This window comes from Anoxybacteroides tepidamans (assembly GCF_014201465.1).
GTDB lineage: Bacteria > Bacillota > Bacilli > Bacillales > Anoxybacillaceae > Anoxybacteroides > Anoxybacteroides tepidamans.
Map to the genome: position 1 here is coordinate 1 of NZ_JACHEP010000008.1, position 22,329 is coordinate 22,329.

The 22,329-nt window shown below is 41.9% G+C and carries 37 protein-coding genes and 2 pseudogenes; 6 read left to right on the forward strand and 33 right to left on the reverse strand.

Features of this window, described 5'->3' with window-relative positions; genetic code table 11:
* From HNQ34_RS08550 to HNQ34_RS08670, 25 genes and pseudogenes are all read right to left on the reverse strand, one after another.
* Positions 1–260 (reverse strand): annotated as a pseudogene (locus HNQ34_RS08550) (hypothetical protein); the annotation flags it as partial.
* 222 nt (positions 261–482) lie between these two features.
* The gene (locus tag HNQ34_RS08555) at positions 483–935 is read right to left on the reverse strand and encodes an ArpU family phage packaging/lysis transcriptional regulator (protein WP_246363989.1); all 453 of its coding nucleotides are present in this window, start codon (positions 933–935) and stop codon (positions 483–485) included.
* A gap of 92 nt (positions 936–1,027) precedes the next feature.
* Complete coding sequence (locus HNQ34_RS08560; protein ID WP_183253597.1) at positions 1,028–1,300, reverse strand: hypothetical protein; 273 nt, start codon at positions 1,298–1,300, stop codon at positions 1,028–1,030.
* A gap of 180 nt (positions 1,301–1,480) precedes the next feature.
* A complete protein-coding gene (locus HNQ34_RS08565; RefSeq protein ID WP_183253599.1) occupies positions 1,481–2,206 on the reverse strand; it encodes a hypothetical protein in 726 nt (241 codons plus the stop codon).
* A complete protein-coding gene (locus HNQ34_RS08570; protein ID WP_183253601.1) occupies positions 2,199–2,609 on the reverse strand; it encodes a DUF1064 domain-containing protein in 411 nt (136 codons plus the stop codon). Before HNQ34_RS08570 ends, HNQ34_RS08565 begins: the two co-directional genes overlap by 8 nt.
* The gene (locus tag HNQ34_RS08575) at positions 2,606–2,911 is read right to left on the reverse strand and encodes a hypothetical protein (RefSeq protein WP_183253603.1); all 306 of its coding nucleotides are present in this window, start codon (positions 2,909–2,911) and stop codon (positions 2,606–2,608) included. The genes HNQ34_RS08570 and HNQ34_RS08575 overlap by 4 nt, the downstream gene beginning before the upstream one ends.
* An 8-nt stretch (positions 2,912–2,919) precedes the next feature.
* Positions 2,920–3,543 (reverse strand): dUTP diphosphatase, encoded by a 624-nt coding sequence (locus HNQ34_RS08580; RefSeq protein WP_183253604.1) that lies wholly within the window; start codon positions 3,541–3,543, stop codon positions 2,920–2,922.
* A 25-nt stretch (positions 3,544–3,568) separates the two neighbouring features.
* Entirely contained in the window at positions 3,569–3,748 is a 180-nt protein-coding gene (locus HNQ34_RS08585) for a hypothetical protein (protein ID WP_183253606.1), read from the reverse strand.
* A 247-nt stretch (positions 3,749–3,995) separates the two neighbouring features.
* Positions 3,996–4,391 carry a YopX family protein gene (locus HNQ34_RS08590; protein WP_183253608.1) on the reverse strand — a complete coding sequence of 132 codons (396 nt, stop codon included), beginning with the start codon at positions 4,389–4,391 and terminating at the stop codon, positions 3,996–3,998.
* The gene (locus tag HNQ34_RS08595) at positions 4,388–4,573 is read right to left on the reverse strand and encodes a hypothetical protein (RefSeq protein ID WP_183253610.1); all 186 of its coding nucleotides are present in this window, start codon (positions 4,571–4,573) and stop codon (positions 4,388–4,390) included. The genes HNQ34_RS08590 and HNQ34_RS08595 overlap by 4 nt, the downstream gene beginning before the upstream one ends.
* A gap of 5 nt (positions 4,574–4,578) precedes the next feature.
* On the reverse strand, positions 4,579–4,794 hold the full coding sequence (locus tag HNQ34_RS08600) for a hypothetical protein (protein ID WP_183253612.1): 216 nt from the start codon (positions 4,792–4,794) through the stop codon (positions 4,579–4,581).
* 118 nt (positions 4,795–4,912) lie between these two features.
* Entirely contained in the window at positions 4,913–5,077 is a 165-nt protein-coding gene (locus tag HNQ34_RS08605) for a hypothetical protein (RefSeq protein ID WP_183253849.1), read from the reverse strand.
* Positions 5,074–5,262, reverse strand: a complete 189-nt coding sequence (locus HNQ34_RS08610; protein WP_183253614.1) for a hypothetical protein — start codon at positions 5,260–5,262, stop codon at positions 5,074–5,076. The genes HNQ34_RS08605 and HNQ34_RS08610 overlap by 4 nt, the downstream gene beginning before the upstream one ends.
* Positions 5,263–5,265: 3 nt before the next feature.
* Positions 5,266–6,096, reverse strand: coding sequence for an ATP-binding protein (locus HNQ34_RS08615; protein ID WP_183253837.1), 831 nt, complete (start codon positions 6,094–6,096; stop codon positions 5,266–5,268).
* Entirely contained in the window at positions 6,038–6,874 is an 837-nt protein-coding gene (locus tag HNQ34_RS08620) for a replication protein (RefSeq protein WP_183253616.1), read from the reverse strand. The genes HNQ34_RS08615 and HNQ34_RS08620 overlap by 59 nt, the downstream gene beginning before the upstream one ends.
* Positions 6,875–6,895: 21 nt before the next feature.
* Entirely contained in the window at positions 6,896–7,597 is a 702-nt protein-coding gene (locus HNQ34_RS08625; RefSeq protein ID WP_183253617.1) for an MBL fold metallo-hydrolase, read from the reverse strand.
* On the reverse strand, positions 7,597–8,730 hold the full coding sequence (locus tag HNQ34_RS08630) for a hypothetical protein (RefSeq protein ID WP_183253619.1): 1,134 nt from the start codon (positions 8,728–8,730) through the stop codon (positions 7,597–7,599). The genes HNQ34_RS08625 and HNQ34_RS08630 overlap by 1 nt, the downstream gene beginning before the upstream one ends.
* Position 8,731: 1 nt before the next feature.
* Positions 8,732–10,717, reverse strand: coding sequence for an AAA family ATPase (locus tag HNQ34_RS08635; protein ID WP_183253621.1), 1,986 nt, complete (start codon positions 10,715–10,717; stop codon positions 8,732–8,734).
* A 71-nt stretch (positions 10,718–10,788) separates the two neighbouring features.
* A complete protein-coding gene (locus HNQ34_RS08640; RefSeq protein ID WP_183253623.1) occupies positions 10,789–11,025 on the reverse strand; it encodes a hypothetical protein in 237 nt (78 codons plus the stop codon).
* Between the two features lie 196 nt (positions 11,026–11,221).
* Complete coding sequence (locus HNQ34_RS08645) at positions 11,222–11,398, reverse strand: hypothetical protein (protein ID WP_183253625.1); 177 nt, start codon at positions 11,396–11,398, stop codon at positions 11,222–11,224.
* Positions 11,398–11,781: a hypothetical protein gene (locus tag HNQ34_RS08650; protein WP_183253627.1), complete on the reverse strand. Its 384-nt coding sequence runs from the start codon at positions 11,779–11,781 to the stop codon at positions 11,398–11,400. Before HNQ34_RS08650 ends, HNQ34_RS08645 begins: the two co-directional genes overlap by 1 nt.
* Positions 11,778–12,062: a hypothetical protein gene (locus HNQ34_RS08655; protein WP_183253629.1), complete on the reverse strand. Its 285-nt coding sequence runs from the start codon at positions 12,060–12,062 to the stop codon at positions 11,778–11,780. Before HNQ34_RS08655 ends, HNQ34_RS08650 begins: the two co-directional genes overlap by 4 nt.
* The gene (locus HNQ34_RS08660; RefSeq protein WP_183253631.1) at positions 12,043–12,276 is read right to left on the reverse strand and encodes a hypothetical protein; all 234 of its coding nucleotides are present in this window, start codon (positions 12,274–12,276) and stop codon (positions 12,043–12,045) included. Before HNQ34_RS08660 ends, HNQ34_RS08655 begins: the two co-directional genes overlap by 20 nt.
* A gap of 1 nt (position 12,277) precedes the next feature.
* On the reverse strand, positions 12,278–13,018 hold the full coding sequence (locus HNQ34_RS08665; RefSeq protein WP_183253839.1) for an ORF6N domain-containing protein: 741 nt from the start codon (positions 13,016–13,018) through the stop codon (positions 12,278–12,280).
* Positions 13,019–13,080: 62 nt separating this feature from the next.
* Positions 13,081–13,398, reverse strand: a complete 318-nt coding sequence (locus HNQ34_RS08670; RefSeq protein WP_183253633.1) for a hypothetical protein — start codon at positions 13,396–13,398, stop codon at positions 13,081–13,083.
* A gap of 74 nt (positions 13,399–13,472) precedes the next feature.
* Between HNQ34_RS08670 and HNQ34_RS08675 the strand changes: the two genes are divergently transcribed.
* Positions 13,473–13,850 (forward strand): DUF2513 domain-containing protein, encoded by a 378-nt coding sequence (locus tag HNQ34_RS08675; protein WP_183253635.1) that lies wholly within the window; start codon positions 13,473–13,475, stop codon positions 13,848–13,850.
* A gap of 8 nt (positions 13,851–13,858) precedes the next feature.
* Here HNQ34_RS08675 and HNQ34_RS08680 read toward each other — a convergent pair whose 3' ends face one another.
* Genes HNQ34_RS08680 through HNQ34_RS08700 form a run of 5 tightly spaced genes read right to left on the reverse strand, consistent with a single transcriptional unit; the run spans position 13,859 to position 15,349 of the window.
* The gene (locus HNQ34_RS08680) at positions 13,859–14,089 is read right to left on the reverse strand and encodes a hypothetical protein (RefSeq protein ID WP_312856112.1); all 231 of its coding nucleotides are present in this window, start codon (positions 14,087–14,089) and stop codon (positions 13,859–13,861) included.
* A 44-nt stretch (positions 14,090–14,133) separates the two neighbouring features.
* Complete coding sequence (locus HNQ34_RS08685; RefSeq protein WP_183253637.1) at positions 14,134–14,313, reverse strand: hypothetical protein; 180 nt, start codon at positions 14,311–14,313, stop codon at positions 14,134–14,136.
* Positions 14,288–14,452, reverse strand: a complete 165-nt coding sequence (locus HNQ34_RS08690; RefSeq protein WP_183253639.1) for a hypothetical protein — start codon at positions 14,450–14,452, stop codon at positions 14,288–14,290. The genes HNQ34_RS08685 and HNQ34_RS08690 overlap by 26 nt, the downstream gene beginning before the upstream one ends.
* Before the next feature lie 12 nt (positions 14,453–14,464).
* Positions 14,465–15,103, reverse strand: a complete 639-nt coding sequence (locus HNQ34_RS08695; protein ID WP_221277359.1) for a BRO-N domain-containing protein — start codon at positions 15,101–15,103, stop codon at positions 14,465–14,467.
* Positions 15,104–15,121: 18 nt separating this feature from the next.
* The gene (locus HNQ34_RS08700; RefSeq protein ID WP_183253641.1) at positions 15,122–15,349 is read right to left on the reverse strand and encodes a helix-turn-helix transcriptional regulator; all 228 of its coding nucleotides are present in this window, start codon (positions 15,347–15,349) and stop codon (positions 15,122–15,124) included.
* 206 nt (positions 15,350–15,555) lie between these two features.
* On the opposite strand from HNQ34_RS08700, the gene HNQ34_RS08705 reads away from it, so the two are divergent.
* Positions 15,556–16,251, forward strand: coding sequence for a LexA family protein (locus tag HNQ34_RS08705; RefSeq protein ID WP_183253643.1), 696 nt, complete (start codon positions 15,556–15,558; stop codon positions 16,249–16,251).
* Positions 16,252–16,317: 66 nt separating this feature from the next.
* Positions 16,318–17,772, forward strand: a complete 1,455-nt coding sequence (locus HNQ34_RS08710; protein WP_183253645.1) for a recombinase family protein — start codon at positions 16,318–16,320, stop codon at positions 17,770–17,772.
* A 29-nt stretch (positions 17,773–17,801) separates the two neighbouring features.
* Here the strand turns inward: HNQ34_RS08710 and comGA are convergent.
* Positions 17,802–18,509 (reverse strand): annotated as a pseudogene (gene comGA / locus HNQ34_RS08715) (competence type IV pilus ATPase ComGA); the annotation flags it as partial.
* Between the two features lie 223 nt (positions 18,510–18,732).
* Between comGA and HNQ34_RS08720 the strand changes: the two are divergent.
* Entirely contained in the window at positions 18,733–19,443 is a 711-nt protein-coding gene (locus HNQ34_RS08720; RefSeq protein ID WP_183253648.1) for a helix-turn-helix transcriptional regulator, read from the forward strand.
* A 141-nt stretch (positions 19,444–19,584) separates the two neighbouring features.
* Complete coding sequence (locus HNQ34_RS08725; protein ID WP_183253650.1) at positions 19,585–19,827, forward strand: DUF2626 domain-containing protein; 243 nt, start codon at positions 19,585–19,587, stop codon at positions 19,825–19,827.
* 40 nt (positions 19,828–19,867) lie between these two features.
* Here the strand turns inward: HNQ34_RS08725 and HNQ34_RS08730 are convergent, their stop codons facing one another.
* Positions 19,868–20,995 carry a class I SAM-dependent methyltransferase gene (locus HNQ34_RS08730; protein WP_183253652.1) on the reverse strand — a complete coding sequence of 376 codons (1,128 nt, stop codon included), beginning with the start codon at positions 20,993–20,995 and terminating at the stop codon, positions 19,868–19,870.
* Between the two features lie 156 nt (positions 20,996–21,151).
* Positions 21,152–21,784 carry an MBL fold metallo-hydrolase gene (locus HNQ34_RS08735; protein WP_183253654.1) on the reverse strand — a complete coding sequence of 211 codons (633 nt, stop codon included), beginning with the start codon at positions 21,782–21,784 and terminating at the stop codon, positions 21,152–21,154.
* Between the two features lie 83 nt (positions 21,785–21,867).
* On the opposite strand from HNQ34_RS08735, the gene HNQ34_RS08740 reads away from it, so the two are divergent.
* Positions 21,868–22,290, forward strand: coding sequence for a hypothetical protein (locus HNQ34_RS08740; RefSeq protein ID WP_183253656.1), 423 nt, complete (start codon positions 21,868–21,870; stop codon positions 22,288–22,290).
* The last annotated feature ends 39 nt before the right edge of the window (positions 22,291–22,329 follow it).

The window sequence follows — 22,329 nt, forward strand, 5'->3', positions numbered from 1 at the left end:
TTCTCGAAAAATTCCGCATTTTCTAATTTGGCGATGAACATATCAACGTTCTTCTCTACGATCGGAATTAACTTATTGCGAATATCATTAGCCCACGCAACTTGCTTCTCTGTCCCTTTTAAAGCTGGCAACACTTTTTCTCCCATTTTCTTCACCTCAACCCATACAGTTTTTAATGCTAATGCCATGCGAGCCACCCAATCACCAACCATTGTTTTTGCTAATGCAACTGCTTTCTTCATGATCTCACGTTTGTTCATCGTTCTCTCCTCCTGTCTTGTATTTAACCTTCTGATTTTATTATATACGCTCATTGTCTAAAATACAAGACATTTTTTAAAATTTCTTCGCGACATTTTTCGACAAAAAAAGACACCTACTATCGGTGTCTTTTCTAAGTATAAGACCTTACATGACGACATATATTCCACCGCATAGCGCATTTGAGTCGCTGGATTGATTTTTAATTACATCACCCTCTTTCATAACACTTCCTTGTACACTTCGATTCTGAGCGCGAAAGCCAACTTGTAGAATGCCTTCTCGCGAACACGGTAGAATGTCGCATGACTGATGTTCATATCTGTGTACACATCGTAATCATGCGGTTCTTCTGTACTCATATATCGCTTCACGATCAACTCACGCTCCAGCTTAGTCAGTCGATTCACCGCGCGACGTATTCTCTCTATGTACTCGTCGCGTTCTCGTTCGAAGTCTGCTTTTTTGATCGCCACGCTCTCTGTAGACGAGTGAAACGCGTTCGTCTGCGACGGAGGCACGAGAGAGTACGTTTGTGTCACGCGTGGTAAGAATTCGTCTGGCACGGTCAACATATACATACGATATTTTTCGAGTGCTGCCTCGACGGCTTCTTTTGTTTTCTCTCCGTCTAGGTCTCGCACGAATGACAATTGTTTATATTTTTTACTCAATCAGACCACTCCCGTGTTATACTTATAATGAGCTGCTAGCCGGGAGAAGTCCTGGCTTTTTTACTGCATATTTTCTTCGTAATATGCATTAATCAATGCCAAGGGGCTTCATAAATTTCTCCACTCTCAATATCCTGCAATTTTCTATATCCTTTGTGGTCAATCATGCGAATCCCATACTTTTGCAACAACTCGGAGTTTTCTTCATTATCTAATTGACCAGAGAATATTAGTTTTTGCGTATCGGCTTCGTATACATCAAATTCATAGTTCCATGCAATATAAATTGCTTCGACAACGTTGTTGGATGGTATCTTTTTAAATTCTCCTATTTCCCAATCCCAAGCTAAAAATTTAGCTTCCATACTTAATTCACTCCTTCGCATTATGTGTCTACCATTCACAAAGGCTTCACTGTACTACCTTCCAACCTTTGCGAATTCGGCTGTTTAACTCGCACTTTTGTAATTCTTCGTACAACCAAACCTTTTGCCCGTTTTCGATACGAAACAACAAATACCCTTTCCGTCTTCGTTTTCTGCGCTTCACACGCCATACACGTCCTTTTGTAACTTGTGTAGCGCATACATACGTAAGGCACGCAATTCACGTTCATTTTCAAATGTCGTATCAGAGTAACGCTCATTTCGATTTGTCAACTCTTGCACAAGCTCTTTCAATCTCGCAATCTCACTTTCCAGCACGAGCACTTCCTTGTGCAATTCCTCATTACGAGCAAGCACAGCGTCGAGCATGTGTTGTTTTTCTTCACATTCCTGCTCTTTCTCTGTCAACAGCTTGTGCGCGTGGATTGCTTCACGTTTCAGCCATTCAATGCCTTTATCATCAATTTCCTCTGTGACATTCGATTCTTTCACAGTTTCTTGCGTTCCCTGCTCGGTTTCAACAGCTGCCGCGATTTCTTGTTGTGCTTCTTTCATAGCCTGTTCAGCTTGTTCAATTTTTGTGCGTCTGAAACTTCTCCAATTGTAGAGCTGTTGTTTCGTCAACCCTTTCGCTTGCGCAATTTCCGCGTCATTCATGCCTTTCAACTTCATTTCCACGTACTCTTCAACCGTCAAATCGAGTTTTTGTTTTACCACTTCGCTCGCCCCTTTCAAAATATCATCGAAACTCTCTCCGTTCCGCAATCGCTCTAGCTGGTCGGGTGTCAGCTGATACGTCCGTACCGTTGTATCTATCCCGTGCGGACGGTTGCCAAAACGCACATCCCACTGACGATACGGTGATACACTTGTGAACCTACTCATTCTTTTTCACCTGCCTTCTAAACTTCTTGAGCTTGTCCAACTCAATCCATCCGCCGTATTTCTTGTTGTATGTAACAATGCTGAGCTTGTGTGGATATGATTTTTCAAACAGCTTGCGTTTGAGTGCGAAAACAGGCGTTTCATATCCCTTCACGTCAACAACTTCAATCGAACCGTCCAAATGTGTGATTTCAAAGTCCGCGATGTACTCTGTCTTTCTGAACGTCTTGCCATTCTTTTTGAACGACTCCAACAGCGTATACCGCGGCTGGAGTCGGAATGATCTGATTTGTTTGTTTGCGAGCAACCATTTCAACTGTTCGTAGTATCGTGCTTCTGCCTTGCTGTCAAATGTATGTCCGTCGACCTCTGTCTTTTTTGAACCGTACTTCGTTTTACTCATCCCTTCACCTCATGTTCCGTCTTGCAGTCAACACACTCGACAACAAGCCCTTTTTCCGTTTTTCGTACTCGAAACGCTGTACTTCCGCATGTCTTGCCATTTTTCATCGCTAGACATAAGAGATATACAACCCCTTTTGCGACATCATTCATAATGCTTACCAACTCCTGTAATGTCCGTATTGTGACGATCGCAAATGCTAAAATGACGATCAGCAACAGGTGCTGGATACTGACACCGGCGAGTAACGCTAATATAACGACCGCTGAAATAAGCAAGCCATCGAATATGATCTGTTTCATCATCCACCTCAATAGTTGTTATTTTGCCGTTCGTGATTGACGGCGTTTTTCCGAAGGTACGCTTCTTCGATTTGTTCCCATGTGAAGCCGAGCATTTCGCCTAATCCTAAAAACTTTTCGAACATGTCTATATATGCAATTGAACTATATGCATCGTTACCATCAATAGCGTATTGAATTAGGATTATAGATGATTCGTTCACTTCCATAAACATGAATAACAAATCCGCGCCTTTATCAGATGATAGATTATGAATTTCTGTAATACCTAACTCCAACCCAATCGACAAGATGAAATGCAGGCAGTCCACGTATTCTTCAAGGAGTGGGTTAGATTCATGTGTATACCCTTCCCCATCGCACTCTTCGCATTTACTGTATCTCCACTCCTCTGTTATCGAAAAATAACCTTCACCGTGACAAATGGGACATATGTGTTTTTTATACGTTCTCGGCTCCTGGTCATTGCTCCAAAACTTAAACCCACGCCATTCATTAAGGAGTTCTCCTAATTCGCTATATAAAGCAAGAATCTTCTTTGCCAGCCTGTCCTCGCCTTCTTGCCGCGGATGCTCTCTTTCGATATGTTCGTCAAGCTGGCGTTGTAGTTCAAACAGTTTAGCTAAATTCAACGCTTTTCACCTCGTTTAGTTATAATTAGTTATTGTTTTTAGTTATAGAAACGGTGTTTATGTGTTGTACAATTTTTTGATACGTCTTTTCACCGATTCCAGGCACGTTCTTCAAAGATTCAATGTAGAAGGCAAGCACTTGTGCCGCCTTCTTTCTTTCGTGAGCTTGTCCATCGTGAAACCCACGCCAATAGTCTGCGTTCATTCTTCATCCAACCTTTGCACATGAAACGGATTCATGTATTGTTCTTGCAGTTGACACCTGTTTTTTCGCTTGAACGGGTTGTTGAAGTCAATCTTCCGTATGCAATATATCTGTGTGATCGTCGTTTGCCGTTCCACATTCGATACGTGTATTCGGCATGTCGTTCCTGTGAAGTGCTTGCATACCTGGCATAAATTTGGATTGTATCGAACAGGCATGTTCTCGTACTCTACAATTCTTGTTCGCTTCATTCCGCGCCCTCCAACAACTCTGGTGTTTCATAGATGTTGCCGATGACTTCACCTTCCAATAGTCCGATTGGATAATAATGTTCATCGCCTGTTATGTTGCGGTCAACAGCAGCAAAGTGACCTATTAACCATCGAATTTCGTAATTTTTAACGATTCCGTTCTTTCCATATTTTCCTCGCACAATATCACCGGCGTAAATTTCCTTTCCGTTTACATCGAATTCACCTGTCGTGAGTAACAGCTCGACTTCGTATTCGTCAAATCGGTACTTACGTATTTCATCACGTTCAACTAGATATATTTCAACTTCGCCGCGTACGAAGTCGATGCTCCATACATCTGCTACGCATCCAAAGTGTTTTACGAAAGCTCTACATTTAAATGTTCTCATTCTTTCACCTCCAACACTTTTTCTAAAACATGTTGCACATACGTCCGCGTTCCAGCTCCGCCATGTTTCATCCGCCCAAGCGCCTCTCTGATTGCCCGTTCAAGTTCATCGATGCGCTCTTGCATCTCCTGCACCCGCGCACATTCCCAACACCGTATGCGTCCGTGATGACATACGTCCATCTTTCTCACCTTCCCAAAAATCTTGTAAACTCAGCGTGCATACCGTCTGTAAAGGGTTCATGAGATTTAAAACCTTTCAACTTTCTGAATTCCGCCACCTTCTCTTGCACCCATATGATGTACTCATAAGGCTTGAAATCATCACCTTCCGTCAACCCGTGCGCTTTGCAAAATGCGATAAAACGCGGCTGGCACTCGCTAAAATTCGGCACTTTAGCCATTATTGTTTGTCACCTCGCTAGACGCTTTATTTTGCCCTGTACGGCGTTTTTCTTTTAGTCGGTACTTTCCTATTACCCTAGCAAGAAAAACGCCGTGTGGGCTAAAAATGAGCGTATATCATAGTTTCATAGTCGCAAGTAACCACCGCAATGTGTAGTAGTCAAGTTCCGACACGTGCTTGCCGTCGTGCTCGCGGATTCCGGCGTCGAGCAACTGGCGAATCATGATTTGTTTTTTCAGTTCTTGCGTGAAGGTGACTTTCTCATAGAGAATACCCATCACCCACTCACCTCCATCTTCAATCGTTCTTTCGCTTCACGAAGTCTTTTTCTAAACTCACTCATCTCCTCTTCAGCCTGCTGTCTAGCGAGTTGCGCATGTTCACAATCACAAGGAGTATATGCAAACGCTCCTGGTATGACTTCTTTAACCGCGTACCCTTTTCCATAACACTTTTTGCACATCATTTATCACCCACTTTTTTGTAATCGGAAATCCTCACCCTCGACTTCGAGGAGATATGAACCACACTGACCGAGCAGTCGACTGGCAGCCGCGTACCCGATTTTTTCGCTTAGCGTTCCGCGGTCTTCGTTAGAGTTAAACACGATCGGCTTTTGTTTTCTGTATCGCTCATTGATAATTTGGTAGTACAACGCTTCTTTCGCTTCCGACCACTTCGCCTTGCCAATGTCGTCCCATACAAGTACATCCGCATGAATCGCACTATGCAGGAGCCGATTGAGTGTTTCGCCCTCATCATTCATCATCTTGGCTTGAATCAGCTCGTCCATGAATGTGACATCTGAAACCACCAGCACATTGAATCCGTCCTTAATGAGCCGTTTGGCCAACGCAATTTGTAAATGGGTTTTGCCGACACCGAAGTTGTTATGCTTCTGCTTCATCGGTGCACGTTCATGAGGCGGAAGCTCTCGCAATCGCTGTTCACCGAAGACTGCAATAAAACCTAAATTGTGTTTCGCGATCACTTTTTTTCCGCTGTCCTTTTTAAACTCGCTCATATATTCAAGTGTCATGTCATACATCGATTGCTGATACTGCGTCACTCGTTTGAAGCTCTCGAAATTCGCATGCACAAACTCATCTGGAATGAGTGCCTGCTTGAATCTGCGTTTCCAAGCTTTCCGTTCGCGACACTCACAAAAAATAGCGATCTCATTTCCTTGTTCGTCACGCTTGATGATTAACTCCGTATCTTTGCATCGCGGACACTCGTAGTCATCCCTTCCATCCCCATGCTCGTCGAGCTTCTTCGGCTTCTCGAAGGACTTGTTCATATGATTTGCCGCCTTCTTTTGCAGATCGGCTAACACCTCGGCGATGCTTGCGAACCGTGCCATCGGTATCCCCCTTTTCTAAATCTTCAAGGGTTCGAATCCCTTGCTTTCTCCATCTGTTCAATTTGTTATATACAAACTTCCATGTCTTACCGTTTCCACGCGCTGCATCTTTAATAGCTTCTGCGATCATCTCTTCTGGATTGGTAAAACCAAAATTATCAATCACGTCCTGAATATCCTCACGTAAAAATTCTGTGATGTCGTCTTTCTCTAAGATTTTGCTCTTTTGCAGAAGATCTAAAATTTTGTCCACGGTATTTTCATCATCCTCTTTATCTTTATTTAAATTTTTATTTATATTATTTATTTCTTGGTAAGCAATTTCGCTTACTCTGGTGTCAGCAATTTCGCTTACTCTGGTGTCAGCAATTTCGCTTACTGTACCCTCTTTCGTTGACTGTAAGCGCCAAGTATCATAATCCTTGTTAAACGCTAGTTTCCTTGATTTCGAATAAGTACCTTCCTCAGTAACGGTGACGATATTACTTTCAATCAACTTATCCAGTTCTTGTTTCACTCGTTGCTTATGCACGCCCGTGGCTTCAGCAAGAAAGGATAAGGACATCTCATGATCTTTTCGATTAAACCCATAAGTATATCGCCATATCACTAAAATCAATCGAAACTGAGTTGGGCTGAGCTTGGTCAGCGCCAGGCGTTCTAAAATCTCGTTTGCAATTTTGGTATATCCATGCTCAAGCTGTACGTCTGCCAAGCTCAACACCTCCCACTTTTTTCACGGAACATATACCAACTTTCCAGTAAGCTCCATGATCTCCCGTTTAAATCTTTCTTCATCGCTGTTATTATCCGAAAGATGCAGTAGCCATATTTCTTTTACTTTGCTCAAATCGTTTGCTTTTAGAAACTCTTTGACGTTTTCCAGGCTAAAATGCGACCGTATCAATCGTTTTTTCATCACTTTTGGCACTCGGCCAGAAGCGATATTTTCATTCAATATTTCAATAGAATAGTTGCATTCAACCATAATGTGTGTAAGGCCTTGGAATCGGTACTTAATGTAATAGGTATCTGTTGCAAAAAGGAGTTTTTCACCTTGTTGATTCATCAATAGGAACCCGTAAGGCTCCGATACATCATGCTGGACATCGAACGGCAGAATAGTCCATGTTCCAAGCGAGAATTGTTTCTTGGCTTGCACTACCTTGATCCGATGATGCCGAACCCCTATAGCTTCTTTTGTTCCAACTGACATGTAGCAATCAATCCCGGCTTTTACGACATCGTTTATGCCGGCGCAATGGTCTTTGTGTTCGTGTGTAATTAAACAACCAGCGATTTTCGACGTTTGAAATTTCAACTTCCGCTGAATCTCTTTGAATTTAATGCCGCATTCGAGAAGGAGGGGGGTCTTGCCATCCGTAACGTGATAGCAATTCCCCTTACTCCCCGTTGCGAGAGCTGTAATCTCAATCATTAGAACCCAGGCCCTTCTTCAAAAACCATTTCCGTTTGCTCTGAATTTTCCGTTTTTTCTTCTACTTCTTGTCTTTCGTTTTGAGAAACAACTTCTTCCGATTGGTAGTCGATTACTTCAGGAGCCGGTTTTTGAGATTTGTTGTGTTCGATAGCTTGAACATCTTCAAAATCAAGCACTTCTTGGTTTGCGTATTCGTTGATTTCTTTTCGAATACGCTTATATTCCGGATCCGTGTTATTGTCGTAGATGATTTCTACAAATGCGCTACCGAAATCTTTAGGAATTTTCTTGACGATGTTGTTCCGCATTTTGCGGATAATCATGCTTTCTCGGCTATGAGGGTCTTTCCAAGCCGGAGAAATGTATTCCTGAAGCTCCGGATCGTCTAGCGCCTTTAAGCCCAACTCTTGTACTCTTTGTAGAATCTCTTGTTTTTTAGCGTTTATTTTCTTTTTTTGTTCCGGAGTTGCGCTATGTCGGTCTTTTGCCAAACCGAACGTTTCGTTCATAAGGTTGTTGTTTATATGAGCGATAAGGTTCTTAACTACGTCATCACGTTCAGCGATGTAAAATTCAACAGAACCATCCGTTTTGATAATTGGATAAACTACACGCACAACCTCACCTTTACCGGTAGGCGTCCATTTAGGCGGCGTCAGTTCCAAGCCGTTATAGCTTGGGTATTCGAAATGATCTTCTGAACGAACTAGCCAAAATTGTTTCACCTGTTTAACGTCACGACCGAATCGAGCGAGAATGGCGTCGTTGCCATCCCCTTCGATTCCCATTTCAATCTGTTTCACCCATTTATCTCCGCGCTTCACGTTTCTAAGTTGAAAATAAACTTCGCGTGGGTTAGCAGCTGCATTTAACTTTAATGCAGCTACCTCTAGCAGTATTTGTGTAATATTACTTTGATCGAGTCTTTCGTCATTCCAAGAAATCCCGTTAGTGTCCAGAACATTGTTGATCGCGCTTATGGCCGAGATGACACATTGCTTGGAATAATCATCCATTCGCACTCCATTTCCTTGAAGCTGATTTTGAATCATCGGAAGGTACATGTTGTTTACCTTTGCTAATTTAGTTTCGAATGTTTTTGTTTGCTTTTGTGCTAATTGATTGCCCATATTAGATAGCCTCCTTCATTTGTTTTTCAGGTAGTTCAACGCGCAGTTGCTTGTCCTTTTCAGAAACAATCAAGCAAATGACTTGCGAATCCACGTCTATAAGCTTTGTAACAGCCTCCGCATTATCAACAAAAATTGGCGCCTTGAATCCGTAATGTTCCGAAAGCGTATTGATGATATCCAAACCAACATTGATTCGCGCCGCGTTATTTAAGCCACTTGAATATGGAACGCCGTTATAGAGGGTTTCGCATACCTCTTGTAAACCACCGTTGATTTGAGTTTCAAACAGCTTGAATCGAGCGTATTTGAACCGGCTGTTAATTTTCTCTTCCAGAAGGTTTACCTTTGTGCGGATAAACTCTTCTGTTAGAAACAGCTCGTGTTCAAGCTTTTCAAATTCCGCAGCAAGTTCGCGTTCCTGATCTTCAAGTTCTTTAATGCGTTTTTCTGTTTGTTCAACGATAGAAAACTTGGCCAAGTCGCTTTCCAATTGACTGCGTTTCGATTTCAATTCAACGATCTCCATTTGAATTGATTGAATCGATTCATTTGCAGCAAGTCTCAATTCGTCAATTTCTTTTTGAAGACGTTGTTTTTCTTGAAGTTTTGCAACATATTGAGGATTTTCTGTAACATCTACAATCGCGCCTTCAACAACTTTCAATTTTTCGTTTAACTTGCTTATCAGTTCTTGTTTTTCCTGGATTTGGCTTGTTAATTTTTCAAGCTCTTTTGCAAGCTTCTCGTTTTCTTGAATGAACCGTTCCTTTTGTTCCTTGCCTTGCTTTCCTTTCGCCGTGATTTCCTCAAGGCGTTTTGCTTTGTCTAGATTGAACTGCGCCAAGGCTTTTTCTCTAGCAGCTGCAACTTGCTCTTCTGGAAGGGGTTGTCCGCACGTAGGGCAAGTGCAGTCCATTTCGTGCTTAAATTCTTCCAAGTTGACCTGGTACCACTCATTTCGCAGTTCTTCCAATCGTTTTTCGATTGACTGGATATTTTCATCGTTGTATTTTTGTTGATAGTTGATGCTTTCGATTTTTTGCTGCAAGATATTTAGGTTAGATTGTTCTTCTTGGATCCGAGCTTTCAGCTTGTACAATTCATCTTTAGAACCAGCTTCGTGCTGTTGCTTAATTTGAAGAAGTTCAATTTCGATTTCTTGAATTTGCTTTTGTTTCTCTGATATAGCGTTTCCGTTCCGAATGTTGCTGATCAAAGTCATCTTTTCATCAATCTCAGTATTTAACCGGGAAATTTCCTCTTCTAAAACCTCTTTATCTAAATCGTCCAATTGAGGCGTGTTCAGCTGAATCTCATCGATTCGGACCGGAATTTTTTCAAGTTCCTTGTTAATCTCGGCGCGTCTGGCCGCGATCACTTTCCGGTGATTTTCGATTGTCCGACCGTTCAAAATTTCTGGAAGTTTTGCTAATGATGCATTACTAGCGATTACTTCCTCGTCGCTTACATCTCCACAAACTTCTAAAAGGATTTTTCTGCGATCCTGCCATTTCAATTGCTCATTGAAGTAGGAAGGGCTAGTTAAAAGCTTGAAAATGTCCTCATCGATTAAATCCGAAATGAGTTGATCATACTCTTTTTTCTTTACTGGCACGCCGTCAATAAAATAATCTGTTGTGTGTCCGGTAAATTCCGTCTGTACGGATCCGCGTTTCTTGGTCCATTTCTCACTGAACACTTTTTTCAGCGTCAGTTGCTTCCCATCAACCAAAAACACGCCTTCTACTTCGTGATCTAGGTTGTGCAGCACGTTCCCATTTTTGTCTAAGGTTTTGATGGCAAAATCCTTTCGATTATTCGAATCTTTGTCAAAAAGCAACCAAATAAATGCGTCGAATAACGTTGTTTTTCCAGTCGCATTATCACCGTATACCCGGACATTTTCTCCGTTAGCTTCAAGGGAAAAAGAACGAATTCCCTTGAAATTTTTCAGATTAAGCGACAATAAACGAATTTCTTTCACGATTTTCCCTCCTTGTTTTCTCTTGAAAAGAACGATATACTGTAAGTAATTCAAATATGTTTTTCATGGGCTCACTTTGCAGAGTGAGCTTTTTTAGTGCCGAAAAATTCAATCGATATGCTATAAACGTCATGTAAATACTTTTCTAAGTTGTCGCTATGCACTTCCTCGAATCTGTTCCAATCGACGAAAATACGCTCTCCATCAATTGGTGTACCATATCGATCAACTTTCGTTTGTTTGACCGGAAAGTCTGCACAATACCCATCTTCCGCAATCGGACGAACCATCGGATTTTCAACTTGCATGTGTCACACCTCCTTTTGTGTAATGCGAAGGATGTGCTAGTGCACATCGTCAAGCGCAAGAACGCTGGAAAAGGGGGATAGGGAAACAGCGCTCCTGCACCTGACGACAGGCACTAAGCCTATCGCTTGGGTAGACTTTCTGAAAAATTATGTGATAAACTAGAAATATCCAGGTATGCTTTATGTTCTTCTTCGGTTACACGGCTAGTGTTGGCGCACTGGCCGTTTTTTCTTGCAAAAAGCGTTTGTAAAGAATTTCTTTTGCCTGCAATTCTGTTGCTAACAATAGTGCTGGATTTTCTCTCATTTCCTTGCACAATCTCCGAACCTCTGAAACTTTCATAAGACGACTGGCAGTGAAACAGATATTCATCATTTATTCCCCCTTCTCTTTTGACTTTTCTTCTTTTTGAAGAACTTTTGAGTTTGTCGTTTTCTTCGTAACCGTTCATACTTAATTAATTGTTTGAATCGCTTATATCGCTTATTCACTTGTTTTCGTGTCATAAGATGAGGGTGAAATTCATCAACTAACTCACCGTTAATTCGGTATGTCTGTCTGCCGTAAGCCCAGTAATCTTCGTAACCACAATCGCATGTATAACCACTTTCAACCGTACCAATGAATTTCTCACTATAATAATGATGTGTTAACTCATTACTGCATATTGGACACCGTTCTATTGGTTCCAGACGGTAAAAGTAGAAACGGTCTTTTGTAACTTTTTGTATTTGTCTTTTTCGTAAAGATTTCATTGTCCATCACTCTTTCTCACAATAACCGCAATATCAATTCCACGTTCTTTCATAACCTCAACAAGCTGCACCAGTTTGTCATGTTCCTCTTTCTTTCGTACCAGCTCGTCCAAGTCGCGTTTGCAACGCATAAATTCATGCATCCATCTTTCCGCTTCTGCAAGCCTTCCGTGTATGTCGAGCGAGCGATTAAAAAATGCTGTTCTCGCTCGGAATAAACTGTAATCACAACATTGTACTAGTTCATTCGCTAGCTCCTTGTCATCGCGCAATACGTTCATCTTTATCCACCTTCCTCATTTTCACGTAGTAAAATTCATATCCTTCGACGCACTTAAAGTCTTTGAATCTTCCGATTTTCTCGTCGTAATCAAAAATCTTCTTTTCATTCGCAATCTTCTGAACAGGAGCGATACACTCCCATCCACGCTGTTCTAAATCACGTACAGCACGCATCAATTGCCCCAACTTCATCCGTCGCACAGAAACTTCCATGTCACTTCACCTTACTATTCAACATCTTATCTGCTACTCGGATTGCATCATCTAACAAACCCATTTCCTCTAAAAACTGCGGACGGCTAATATCTTTACCTGTTTTGTTAATGTGGTTTTGCCGACGTAACTCTAAATTCGTTCTGTATGCTGTATTGAAGGCTTGCACAAAGTCCTTCCAAGCGTGGTTGAACGGAATGCCATTTTGGTGTGCATAGCGCTGGATCATTCGGTTTAATCGTTGGCGAAGGTCACCGATCGTATCAATTCGATCAATGTTGTCAAGGCGATGTTGTACTGCAGTAACCTGCTTTTTGGCTTCCTCTAACTCTTTTTCAAGTTGTTTTTGCCGAAGTTCCAGCGAAACCAATGCTTGCAATTGAGGACTTAGCATCTGAATATTGATCGCGTTTTCCTTGACGTTGTAATATTCATCCACCAATCGCTCGTATGCTTCCCACGCTTCGTCGGTGTTGAGTGATTTCGCATGCAGCCAAGCGCCTTTTTCTGTCCAAATGTAGAACACTGGGGCTTTTAGCCAAGTCGTATCAATTTGATACGAGTTAATAAAGTCGTGTTTTTCTTGTCCGGTTAATGCAAAGAAGTGTTTTCCTTCAACGAAACGATCTTTGTTACGGTTGAAATTAATCCGAATTCTCTCTGTGTCAGTACCATATACTTCTGCCAATTGTTGTGTCGTTAAAACACGTTGACCGTTCTGTTCAATGACAGTTAAGTTCATCACGTTTCTTCTCTCCTTTTTGTTTCCAATTTGTTTAATACGAAATTCGTACGAAGTCCTCATCAAACAGAAACCATAATGTAAAAACGCGGATCGATTTTTGGTTCGATATAGAGCGTCGTATTATCATCATCTTTAGCGAAAGCGAAATCCTTTTCTGAAAGCTCAATTGATACATCTTTGAAGTAAACGGTTAGATAATGACAACCTTCCACATTTTCGAACAGCACCTGCCGCGGTCTATCGGTCCAGCCAATTGTCGTAACATCGCTAACGTCGCTGCTGTTATACCGCAGATCAACAGCAATCTTTTTGTGCTTGTTTTTCATGAAGAAAGCGTATGCTCCGCGAATCGGAACATCTTTCAATTGAATGGCCAACTTTTCTCCCTCACTTTTTGTAGGATTTTCCTCCTTCTTGTCGAATTATGGCAGTGGGAAGGAGGTGAATTCCAATGAAACTAGACCAAGATTGCGTAAGAGATCTTTTACTCGAGCTAGAAAGCAAACTGTCGTTTAATCAGCCAATATTCATTGACGACTTCAAAGAACTAGAAACAGTTTCTAGCTATGGTTATGAAATTTCTGTCTACGCATTGCTGAAAATGATTGAAGCTAAATTTGTTAATGCTAACGTTACATACGCAGGAGACGAAATTTATCAGCTTGCTATTTCATCATTGACTTGGGATGGTCATCAATTTCTCGATACCATTAGAGACCATGAAGTTTGGAAAGAAACTAAAGCTGCAACCAAGAAATTATCTAGTGTTTCGCTTTCCATCATTGCTACATTAGGCACAGAGTTTTTAAAGAAAAAACTTGGGCTATAATCCTTTAATCATTGGTTTTCGCAAGAATACTTCATTAAAAAGTTATTGAACGCATCAAGAAACTTTGTAAATTTATCTGGAGAGTAGTCGTTGCTAATAAAGGTTAAGTGTAATGTCAATTGACTCTCTCCTTTTTTTTCTCCCACTTCAAAAGAAGTCGGATTATCAACTTGATACCCTTTGATCATGACTATCGTTGATGGAATCGAAGGAGTTTTTGGAACATGATAAGTAGTCACGTAGGTCACCTCCCGCTTGTCCACTTTTCTCCCAAAAGAAGCCCTCACAGGGCAGTCGGATCATATTCCCGATCAATGCGCTCGTGCAGCTCTTTTTTGAAGCGCATTAGCTCATTGTGCATTTCGCGGTCGCGATTTTTTGTAACTTCAGCGACTTTGCGTGTGTAGAACGAAATCGCCTCTGGCAACGTTTCGAAGTCATACGCGCTTGGTAGCTTTTTCATCGTTGTTCACCTCCTTCTTTCCAGTCACTTCTTCCCAAGTGAGTTCACCGCGCTCAATCGCTGCTAAAATGCGCGGGACGGATGTTTTCAGAAAAAAATCAATCATGATGCGTTGAGCGTGCTCGGATGGTTGGTTCATTTACATCCCTCCTCACGAAATGTACTTGTCATAAATGGTTTTGCTGATTGATATATCAAGTCCAAACTTTTCTTTGACAACCATAAGATTGACTGTGTCCTCTAAAATCTGCTGCCGATCAACAAGCATGTTCGGTGTCATCTCGTCTTTCTTGACCATCTTTGGATAACCATACTTGTTCGAGACGGCTTTGTTTGCGATTGTGTTTGCTTTGATAAAATCGACCCGTTTCGGTTGTGCTAATGCGTTCCGCAGTCGTTGCATCGCGTCTTTCTGATGGTCTTTGTCTAGCATGCGGAAAACTTGGAAACCTTCGAGACCAGATGCTTGGCGGAGTGCTTTCAAGATGTCGTAAATCCAAAATCTGAATTCAACCGCCTCTTTCTTACGGCTTTGGGTGATCGCTTCATAAATCCCGTATTCATTCACAATTGTCATTTCCTGCGGTCCGCCAGACGTCGGAAGGGTGTGACTTGAAATCACATCCTTTTTGACTTGTTTTTCAATCACCTTCAAACGTCTTGCAACTGCTGCTGTTTGCAAGTTTAGTGCCTTTGAAATATCAGCCAGCACTGCCCACCAATCACCAGGTAACTTTTCGATGAACCGAATTTGATGACCATTCCATTCCTCGATTCGGATCGTACTCATCCACAACACCTCCGTTTTTTAAGCTATTTTCCCGTTATGATCGTTTTTCGGCTTGAACTGAAAAAGATAATCGACGCTTAAATCTGAGAAGAATGTTTCCTTAATCTTTATCGCCTCGTCACAGTAAAAACGATATTTACCGTTAATCTTGTCGCTTGCTGTTGCTCGGCGAACGCCTAATAAATCAGCAATATCTTTTACTTTTATTCCCTTCCTAGCCATTTCAGCCTTTAAATTAAAATACATTTAAGCCACCTCCTTTTATAACGAATGAACGCAATTTCGTTCGATGTACCTTAAATATAAACGCAATTTCGTTCAAAGTCAATAGTTTATGGTGATTTTTTTTGACGAAATTTCGTTCGAAAAAGTTTACATGAACGCAATTTCGTGCTACATTATAAACGTACGGTATTTCGTAAATAATAGATTGATAAAGGAGGTGATAAAACATGGATAGAGCAGAGATTGTTGAGTACCTTATCAAAAAGGCAGGATACAGCAGGCGGCAATTCGCAGAGATGATCGGTATACCACCGACAACATTGAATTCCATGTTGAATCGCGGACTGGAAAAAGCGTCGATTGATAATGTATTGAAAGTTTGCAGAGGTCTTGGAATAACAGTAGAGGAACTCGGGGAAATGGCTAGTCGAGGGTTGGATTTGGACGAAATAAACCAATTCGTTAAAGAATCTTCTGTTCCATATAAAACTGGAAAGTTAGAACTCCCTCTATATGGAGGTATTGCAGCTGGCGCTCTGTCGACTATTGATCCAGTGACACAACGAAATGTGGAGTATATCACTCTCCCAAAAACGTTGTTAGGTAAATATTCAGATAGTAAGGGTTTGTTTGCCCTAAAGGTAAATGGCGAAAGCATGAATAAGGTTATACCAAACGGCTCATACGTTGCGTGTAAACCAATCGAAACAATTGATGAGCTAAAAGATGACGACATTGTGATATTCAGCCACGACAACGAGTATTCGATGAAAAGGTTTAGACGAGATGAAGAAAATCGACTGCTTATTTTCAGTCCCGAATCGACGTATCGTAAGTATCACGATATCGTCGTGCCGTATGACACGGTTAACGATTTAAAGATTTACGCAAAAGTCATATGGTATGCGGTAACATTAGATTGAATCTTTAGCGCTAAGGATTTAACAGGGCGGGTCGCTCCCGCCTATTTTTGTAGGAGGGGATAATAAATGAGAGTTGCTCTCTACATCCGCGTATCAACAGAAGACCAAGCGCGTGAGGGATATTCGATACAAGCGCAACGGAACAAGCTGGAGGCGTATTGCGTTTCACAAGGCTGGGATGTTGTCGGTTTCTACATCGACGACGGGTACAGTGCGAAAGACTTGGAAAGACCTGAAATGAAACGAATGCTGAAACATATTGAGCAAGGTCTCATTGATTGCGTCCTTGTGTATCGGCTCGACCGTCTCACTCGTTCTGTCCTCGACTTGTACAAGCTTCTTGAGGTATTCGAGAAGCACAATTGTAAATTCAAGTCAGCGACAGAAGTGTACGATACCACGTCAGCAATGGGGCGTATGTTCATCACTATAGTTGCAGCGATGGCGCAATGGGAGCGCGAAAACCTTGCCGAGCGCGTGCGCATGGGCATGCAAGAAAAGGCACGACAAGGGAAATGGGTGATAAACGTCCCGCCATATGGGTATGATATAGACCGAGCGACTGATACGCTCGTAATCAACCAGCAGGAAGCTGCTGTCGTGCGAAAAATATATGACATGTACCTTTCGGGCATGGGAATGCACAAGATAGCATTGTCGCTCAACAATCAAGGGATGGCAACGAAATCGGGCGCTGCATGGACAAGCAACAAAGTGAAATATGTACTCACCAATCCGTTATATATCGGCACGATGCGTTATAACTACCGCGTCAATCAAGAGAACTATTTCGAAGTAGATGGCGCTGTTCCAGCTATCATTTCAGAAGAAGTATTCGAGAGGGCACAGAAAATCATCGAGAAAAGAAAAACCGCTCACCCACGTTCAGCGACAAGTGAATTTGTGTTTTCAGGCGTCGCAAAATGCGCCCGCTGCGGAGCGCCGCTCGCAGGAAAATATGGCTTCTCGCGACGTGGTGAAAAGATACACAGACCACGATCATACTACTGCACAAAACAAAAGATAGGGCTTTGTGACCAACCAAACATGTCAGAACGCTTCATTGAACAAAAGTTCCTACAATTTCTCAAAGACATTGAGTTCAATGAGCGATTGTTGGCTAATATCGAGAGTAGGAACGAGGAGGAAAAGCACATAAAAGAGCGTCGAGAGTGGATCCAAACCGAACTAAAAGCGATTGAAAAAAGACGTGTGAAATGGCAATACGCATGGGCGAATGATACGATTAGCGATGAGGACTTTAGGAAGCGTATGAAAGAAGAAAACGAAAAAGAAGAAGCGCTCAAGAAAGAGCTGGAACAAATACAACCAAAAAAAGAAAAAACGTCGGAAACCGACGTGAAAGAAGTAATAAGAAACATAATTGTAAACTGGAACTTTCTCGAACCCGTCGAGAAGAAGACGCTCTTACAAATGGTTGTGAAGAAGCTAGTTGTCGATAAAATAAGCAATCAACCGAAAGTAGATAGCGTCAAAATCGTGGACATCGAGTTCTATTGATTCGGTGTCCACTTGCATTGTCCTATTATAATCACTAAATGACCGGTTAGCGCCGCTCGCACAGCAATTTTTGCCGTTTCCGCATCGCGAATTTCGCCGACCATTATCACATCGGGATCGTGGCGCAAAATTGCCTTCAATCCTGTTGCATACGTAATTCCTGCTTTTTCATTGACTTGTACTTGCAATACATTTTCCGTTCGTTTTTCAATCGGATCTTCGAGCGTAATTACATTGCGGTTCCACTCGGTTTGGCATACGCGCAGCAGCGTATATAACGTCGTTGTTTTTCCGGAACCGGTTGGCCCTGTGAAGATGAGCAACCCGTGGGAATGATGTAGAAACGACAACAATTTTCTCGTTACATTTGGAAATAACGAAAGTTGTGAAAGGGGAAGAAATGAGTCTTGCGGAAGAAGACGAATAACGAGGCTTTCGTCATAAAACGTTGGCAGCGTTGATAATCGCAAGCTGATAATCGTACCTTCTTGGTTCATTTCCATCGCCCCACTTTGCGGGCGCCGTCGCTCGCCGATATCCATGTCCGCCAAAAATTTAAAATGGGCAACAAGCCGTTCATACACGTCTTTTGTCAACGTTTCTTTCATCGCTAATGTTCCATCGATGCGAAATTGGACAACCGCATCGTCTCTTTTTGGAACGATATGAATATCTGACGCTCGCAAAACCGTTGCCTCCTTTACTAACCGATCAGCTATTTTTTCAATTTCGTTCATCCATTCACCCCTTTTCATTCTGTTTCGATTTATATTTTCGCCACATTTTTGCAAATTCCTTCTTTATGTTCTGAAAAAATGACAAATTTTTTTTAAAGACAAAAAGGTGAAAAATTCATGAAATTTGCATGAACTTTACAATTAATTACTATAAATATGATTCCAATGGAAAAATGAGTGTATTATAATAAACATAGCATCGACAGTCTAGAGGTGAAAAACAATGGAACAAATTTTAAAAATTACGAACGTATTGGCAGACCCAACTCGTTACTATATTTACGAATATATTACGAAAAAGCATAAAGAAGTATCGGTTCAAGAAATTGCTGAGGCGTTTAACATTCATCCGAACGTTGCCCGCCTTCATTTAACTAAACTTGAAGATGTGAATATGCTCGTTTCCGAAACACAAAAAACAGGAAAAGGCGGACGTCCAAGCCGTCTATATCGTCTGTCGGACGATGTCATTCAGCTTCATTTCCCGTTCCGGGATTATCAACTTCTTTCGAGAATTGCAATTCAAACAATGATGAAGCTAGGGGAAGCAGGAAAAAAAGCGCTATACGAGACAGGGAAAAGCTTTGGTAAAGAATTGATCGAACACCGCCTCCCACATGATCAACCGGTGAAGCAGTTATCGTTTGCTGAAAAGGTAAGCATATTAAAAGAAGCAGCGGAAACGGCCGGATTTTATCCAGCGTTTGATTATAACGAGCAAGAGCAAAAAATTTATTTCCAAGTCTTTAACTGCCCATTTAAGGAAGTCGCCTTTCATCAGCCGGAAATGGTGTGCAGCATGCATCATGCGTTTTTACGCGGCATGTTTGAAGCCCTCTTTGATGAGGTAGAATTAGTAGAACTCGAAAGCATGACAAGCGGGTGTGATTCCTGTTCATACCGTGCTGTTGTAGCATCTCCTAATCAAAGTTGACATCCGCCGTTGAGCCAGTAAACACTACCGCTCACAGCTAATTTCGTATTGAATTTTGAAAGCGCTGTTTACACCTTGATTACATGTACATTATAATATGTAGAGGCAATGTTTTAAGAGTGAGAAAAGGAGGGATACATAATGGATCGGATGTTCCGCGTGTTATCGTTCTGGACAGGCATTTTTGCCGTGATGTTTTATCTTGGCCACATGTATACGACTTCCTTAATTTTCTTTGGCCAAACGGTATTTTTCTTATTGCTTGGCTACTTAAAATTAACGGAGCGAATGTACATCTATATTTTTGGAGCGTACTTAACGATCTTCTTCGCCGCATTTACGTACTGGACAACATTTATGATGGTTCTAGGGATGGGAGAGTAAAAACAAAAAAGCGATGGAATCCCATCGCTTTTTTGTTTTGTTATAGAAAGTCTGGCTCTATCCATATGTTTTCCCAGGCGATCTGCACATTTTTTTGCTGGATCATCACTTGGAAGGAAGCGCTCATTCCTTCATCGGTAATGAGCGAGCGAATCGCCCGATTGCGCCGGCTTTGCTCGGAAAACGGATTGGGGTCATGGTGTGCCACTAAATAATCAAGCATACCCGAAGCCAATAAAAAGCGGTCTTGCCTGATCGTATTCACCCACTCCCAACCGGCTTTCTCCCCGTACAAACGAAGGGCATCCCATTGAATGTGAGCAGTTATGTCCATTTCTCCGGGATATGCAAGTGGATTAGAAAGGAGCTGATGTTGATAATAACCACGTAAACTTCCTTGCTGTCGTGGCATTTGTTTCCATTCTTCATCGGTGTACCCATAATCAACGGTAAACATGACGCTTTGTTCAAATAGAGTGGCGTTTTCGAGTATAAACGCTTTCATTGCTAGCGGTATTTCCAGCCGCTGTCCGTCTGCGAGCGAAATATTTCGTTCGCGTAAATAACAAACAATGTCTTCATTTTCGAGCGGCCGCTTTTCTTCCAGCAACCGTCCGTGCCGAACGGTCACAAATAGTTCATACAACATCCCTTGTTCGCTCGTCACGACATGGACAGGCAGCGCATCGAAAAATTCATTGCTGAAAACAATCCCTGAAAATTGTTTTTGCTGCTGCCGAAATTCATCGATACTCGTATACTGTACGACTTTTCCACTGAAATCCCCAAGCGTTTCCCGCTGCTTTGCCCGTTGATAAGGACTTGTTTCAATGATGGAATATGTCAACATGTCATATGTATGAAATGATCTGTCTTTCCACTCTTCTAAAACCGCTCGGGCAAATTTCCCATCCCCTCCACCTAACTCGCAAATGCGCGGGGGAACCTGCCCCGTTTTAACGAGCCGGATGAACAAAAAAGCGAACAACTTCCCGAATACATCCGAAACATAGATGCTTGTAAAAAAATCTCCGGAACGACCAATTTTTGTACGCTCTTTCATATAATAGCCGTGCGTTTTATCGTATAAAGCAAGATTCATATAATCCGCATACGATATTCGCTGCTGCGGCGATGATGCAATCGCTTCAAAAATATAGTCACACATTTTATTTTCCCCTTTAAAGTTTTCACTATTGACATAGTAAAAATATTGTTATATTGTTATGATAGTAGCTTAACTATATCCCCTCCCATTATATGGATAGAACATCCCCCAAAGCCCCTTCTCAATGGAGAAGGGCTTTTTTTTATGAACCCCTTTTTAAAACCCGTGTAAAAACGGATTCGTATCCATTTCTGTTCCGATCGTCGTCTCCGGACCGTGTCCCGACAACACAACCGTTTCTTCCGGCAACACAAGCAAACGATCATGAATGCTCTGCATAAGTTGTTCGTAGTTCCCGCCTGGCAAATCGGTGCGCCCAATGCTTCCAGCAAACAGTACATCACCGGAAAAGACGGTTTCTATTTCCCGGCAATAATATGAAATGCTGCCCGGCGAATGTCCCGGCGTTTCCAATAGCTCAAATGTAAAATTCCCGATCGTTAACGTCGCTTCGTCCCGCAAACAATGCGGAGTACAAACAGCTTTCACTTGTTCGCCGATAAAATAAGCCGAGCCGTTCAATAGCGGATCCGACAGCCATTCTCTTTCCTGCTCATGAATATATACCGGAACCGGCCATTTCTTTATGACATCGTTAATCGCACCAATATGGTCAAAATGCGCATGTGTCAACAAGATCGCCAGCGGCTGATAGCCTTGTTCTTCAATATAGCGAACGAGCCTTCCTCCCTCGCTTCCAGGATCAAAAACGACGCACGTTCCATCCAAATGCGACAAAATATAAGCGTTCGTTTGCAACGGTCCAAGCGGAATGCGTTCCCATTTCACAAATATCCCTCCATTTCTCTATATCCATCATTTTACTCTAATGATTTGTTTGTTACAATAAAAAGAAAAAGAAGGGGAATTATATGATTAAACGATACGCTCTTTCCGTTTCAAAACCATTTGAAAGCGATATTATTACTGATCACGATGAAGAATGGCTGATCGTTTCCGAACTTCCGACCCATATACACGACTATGAAGCGCTCATCGAAATCGAACAACCGATATTGACACCGCTTTTTACCGATTACGGATTTGAATCACTGAATGAGCGTTTCTATCTTTACGAATCACTCGTTACTGCTTTTTCGATTGCCGATGGCGACCCGATCGAAATCGACATGTTTCTTCTGCAGCTTGAAGAATATATGATCGCCCAAGAAAAAACAGACACAACCATCTATTACATCGCTAAGCAGTACGAGGAATTATTGACAAAAGTAGCCGCTACCTATGATGTCACAATCCGCATTTTCGACCTCGACAAATATGAAAAAAACGATTAAAATGTAAAGAGATTCTTTATTTTTACATACAGTTTCATT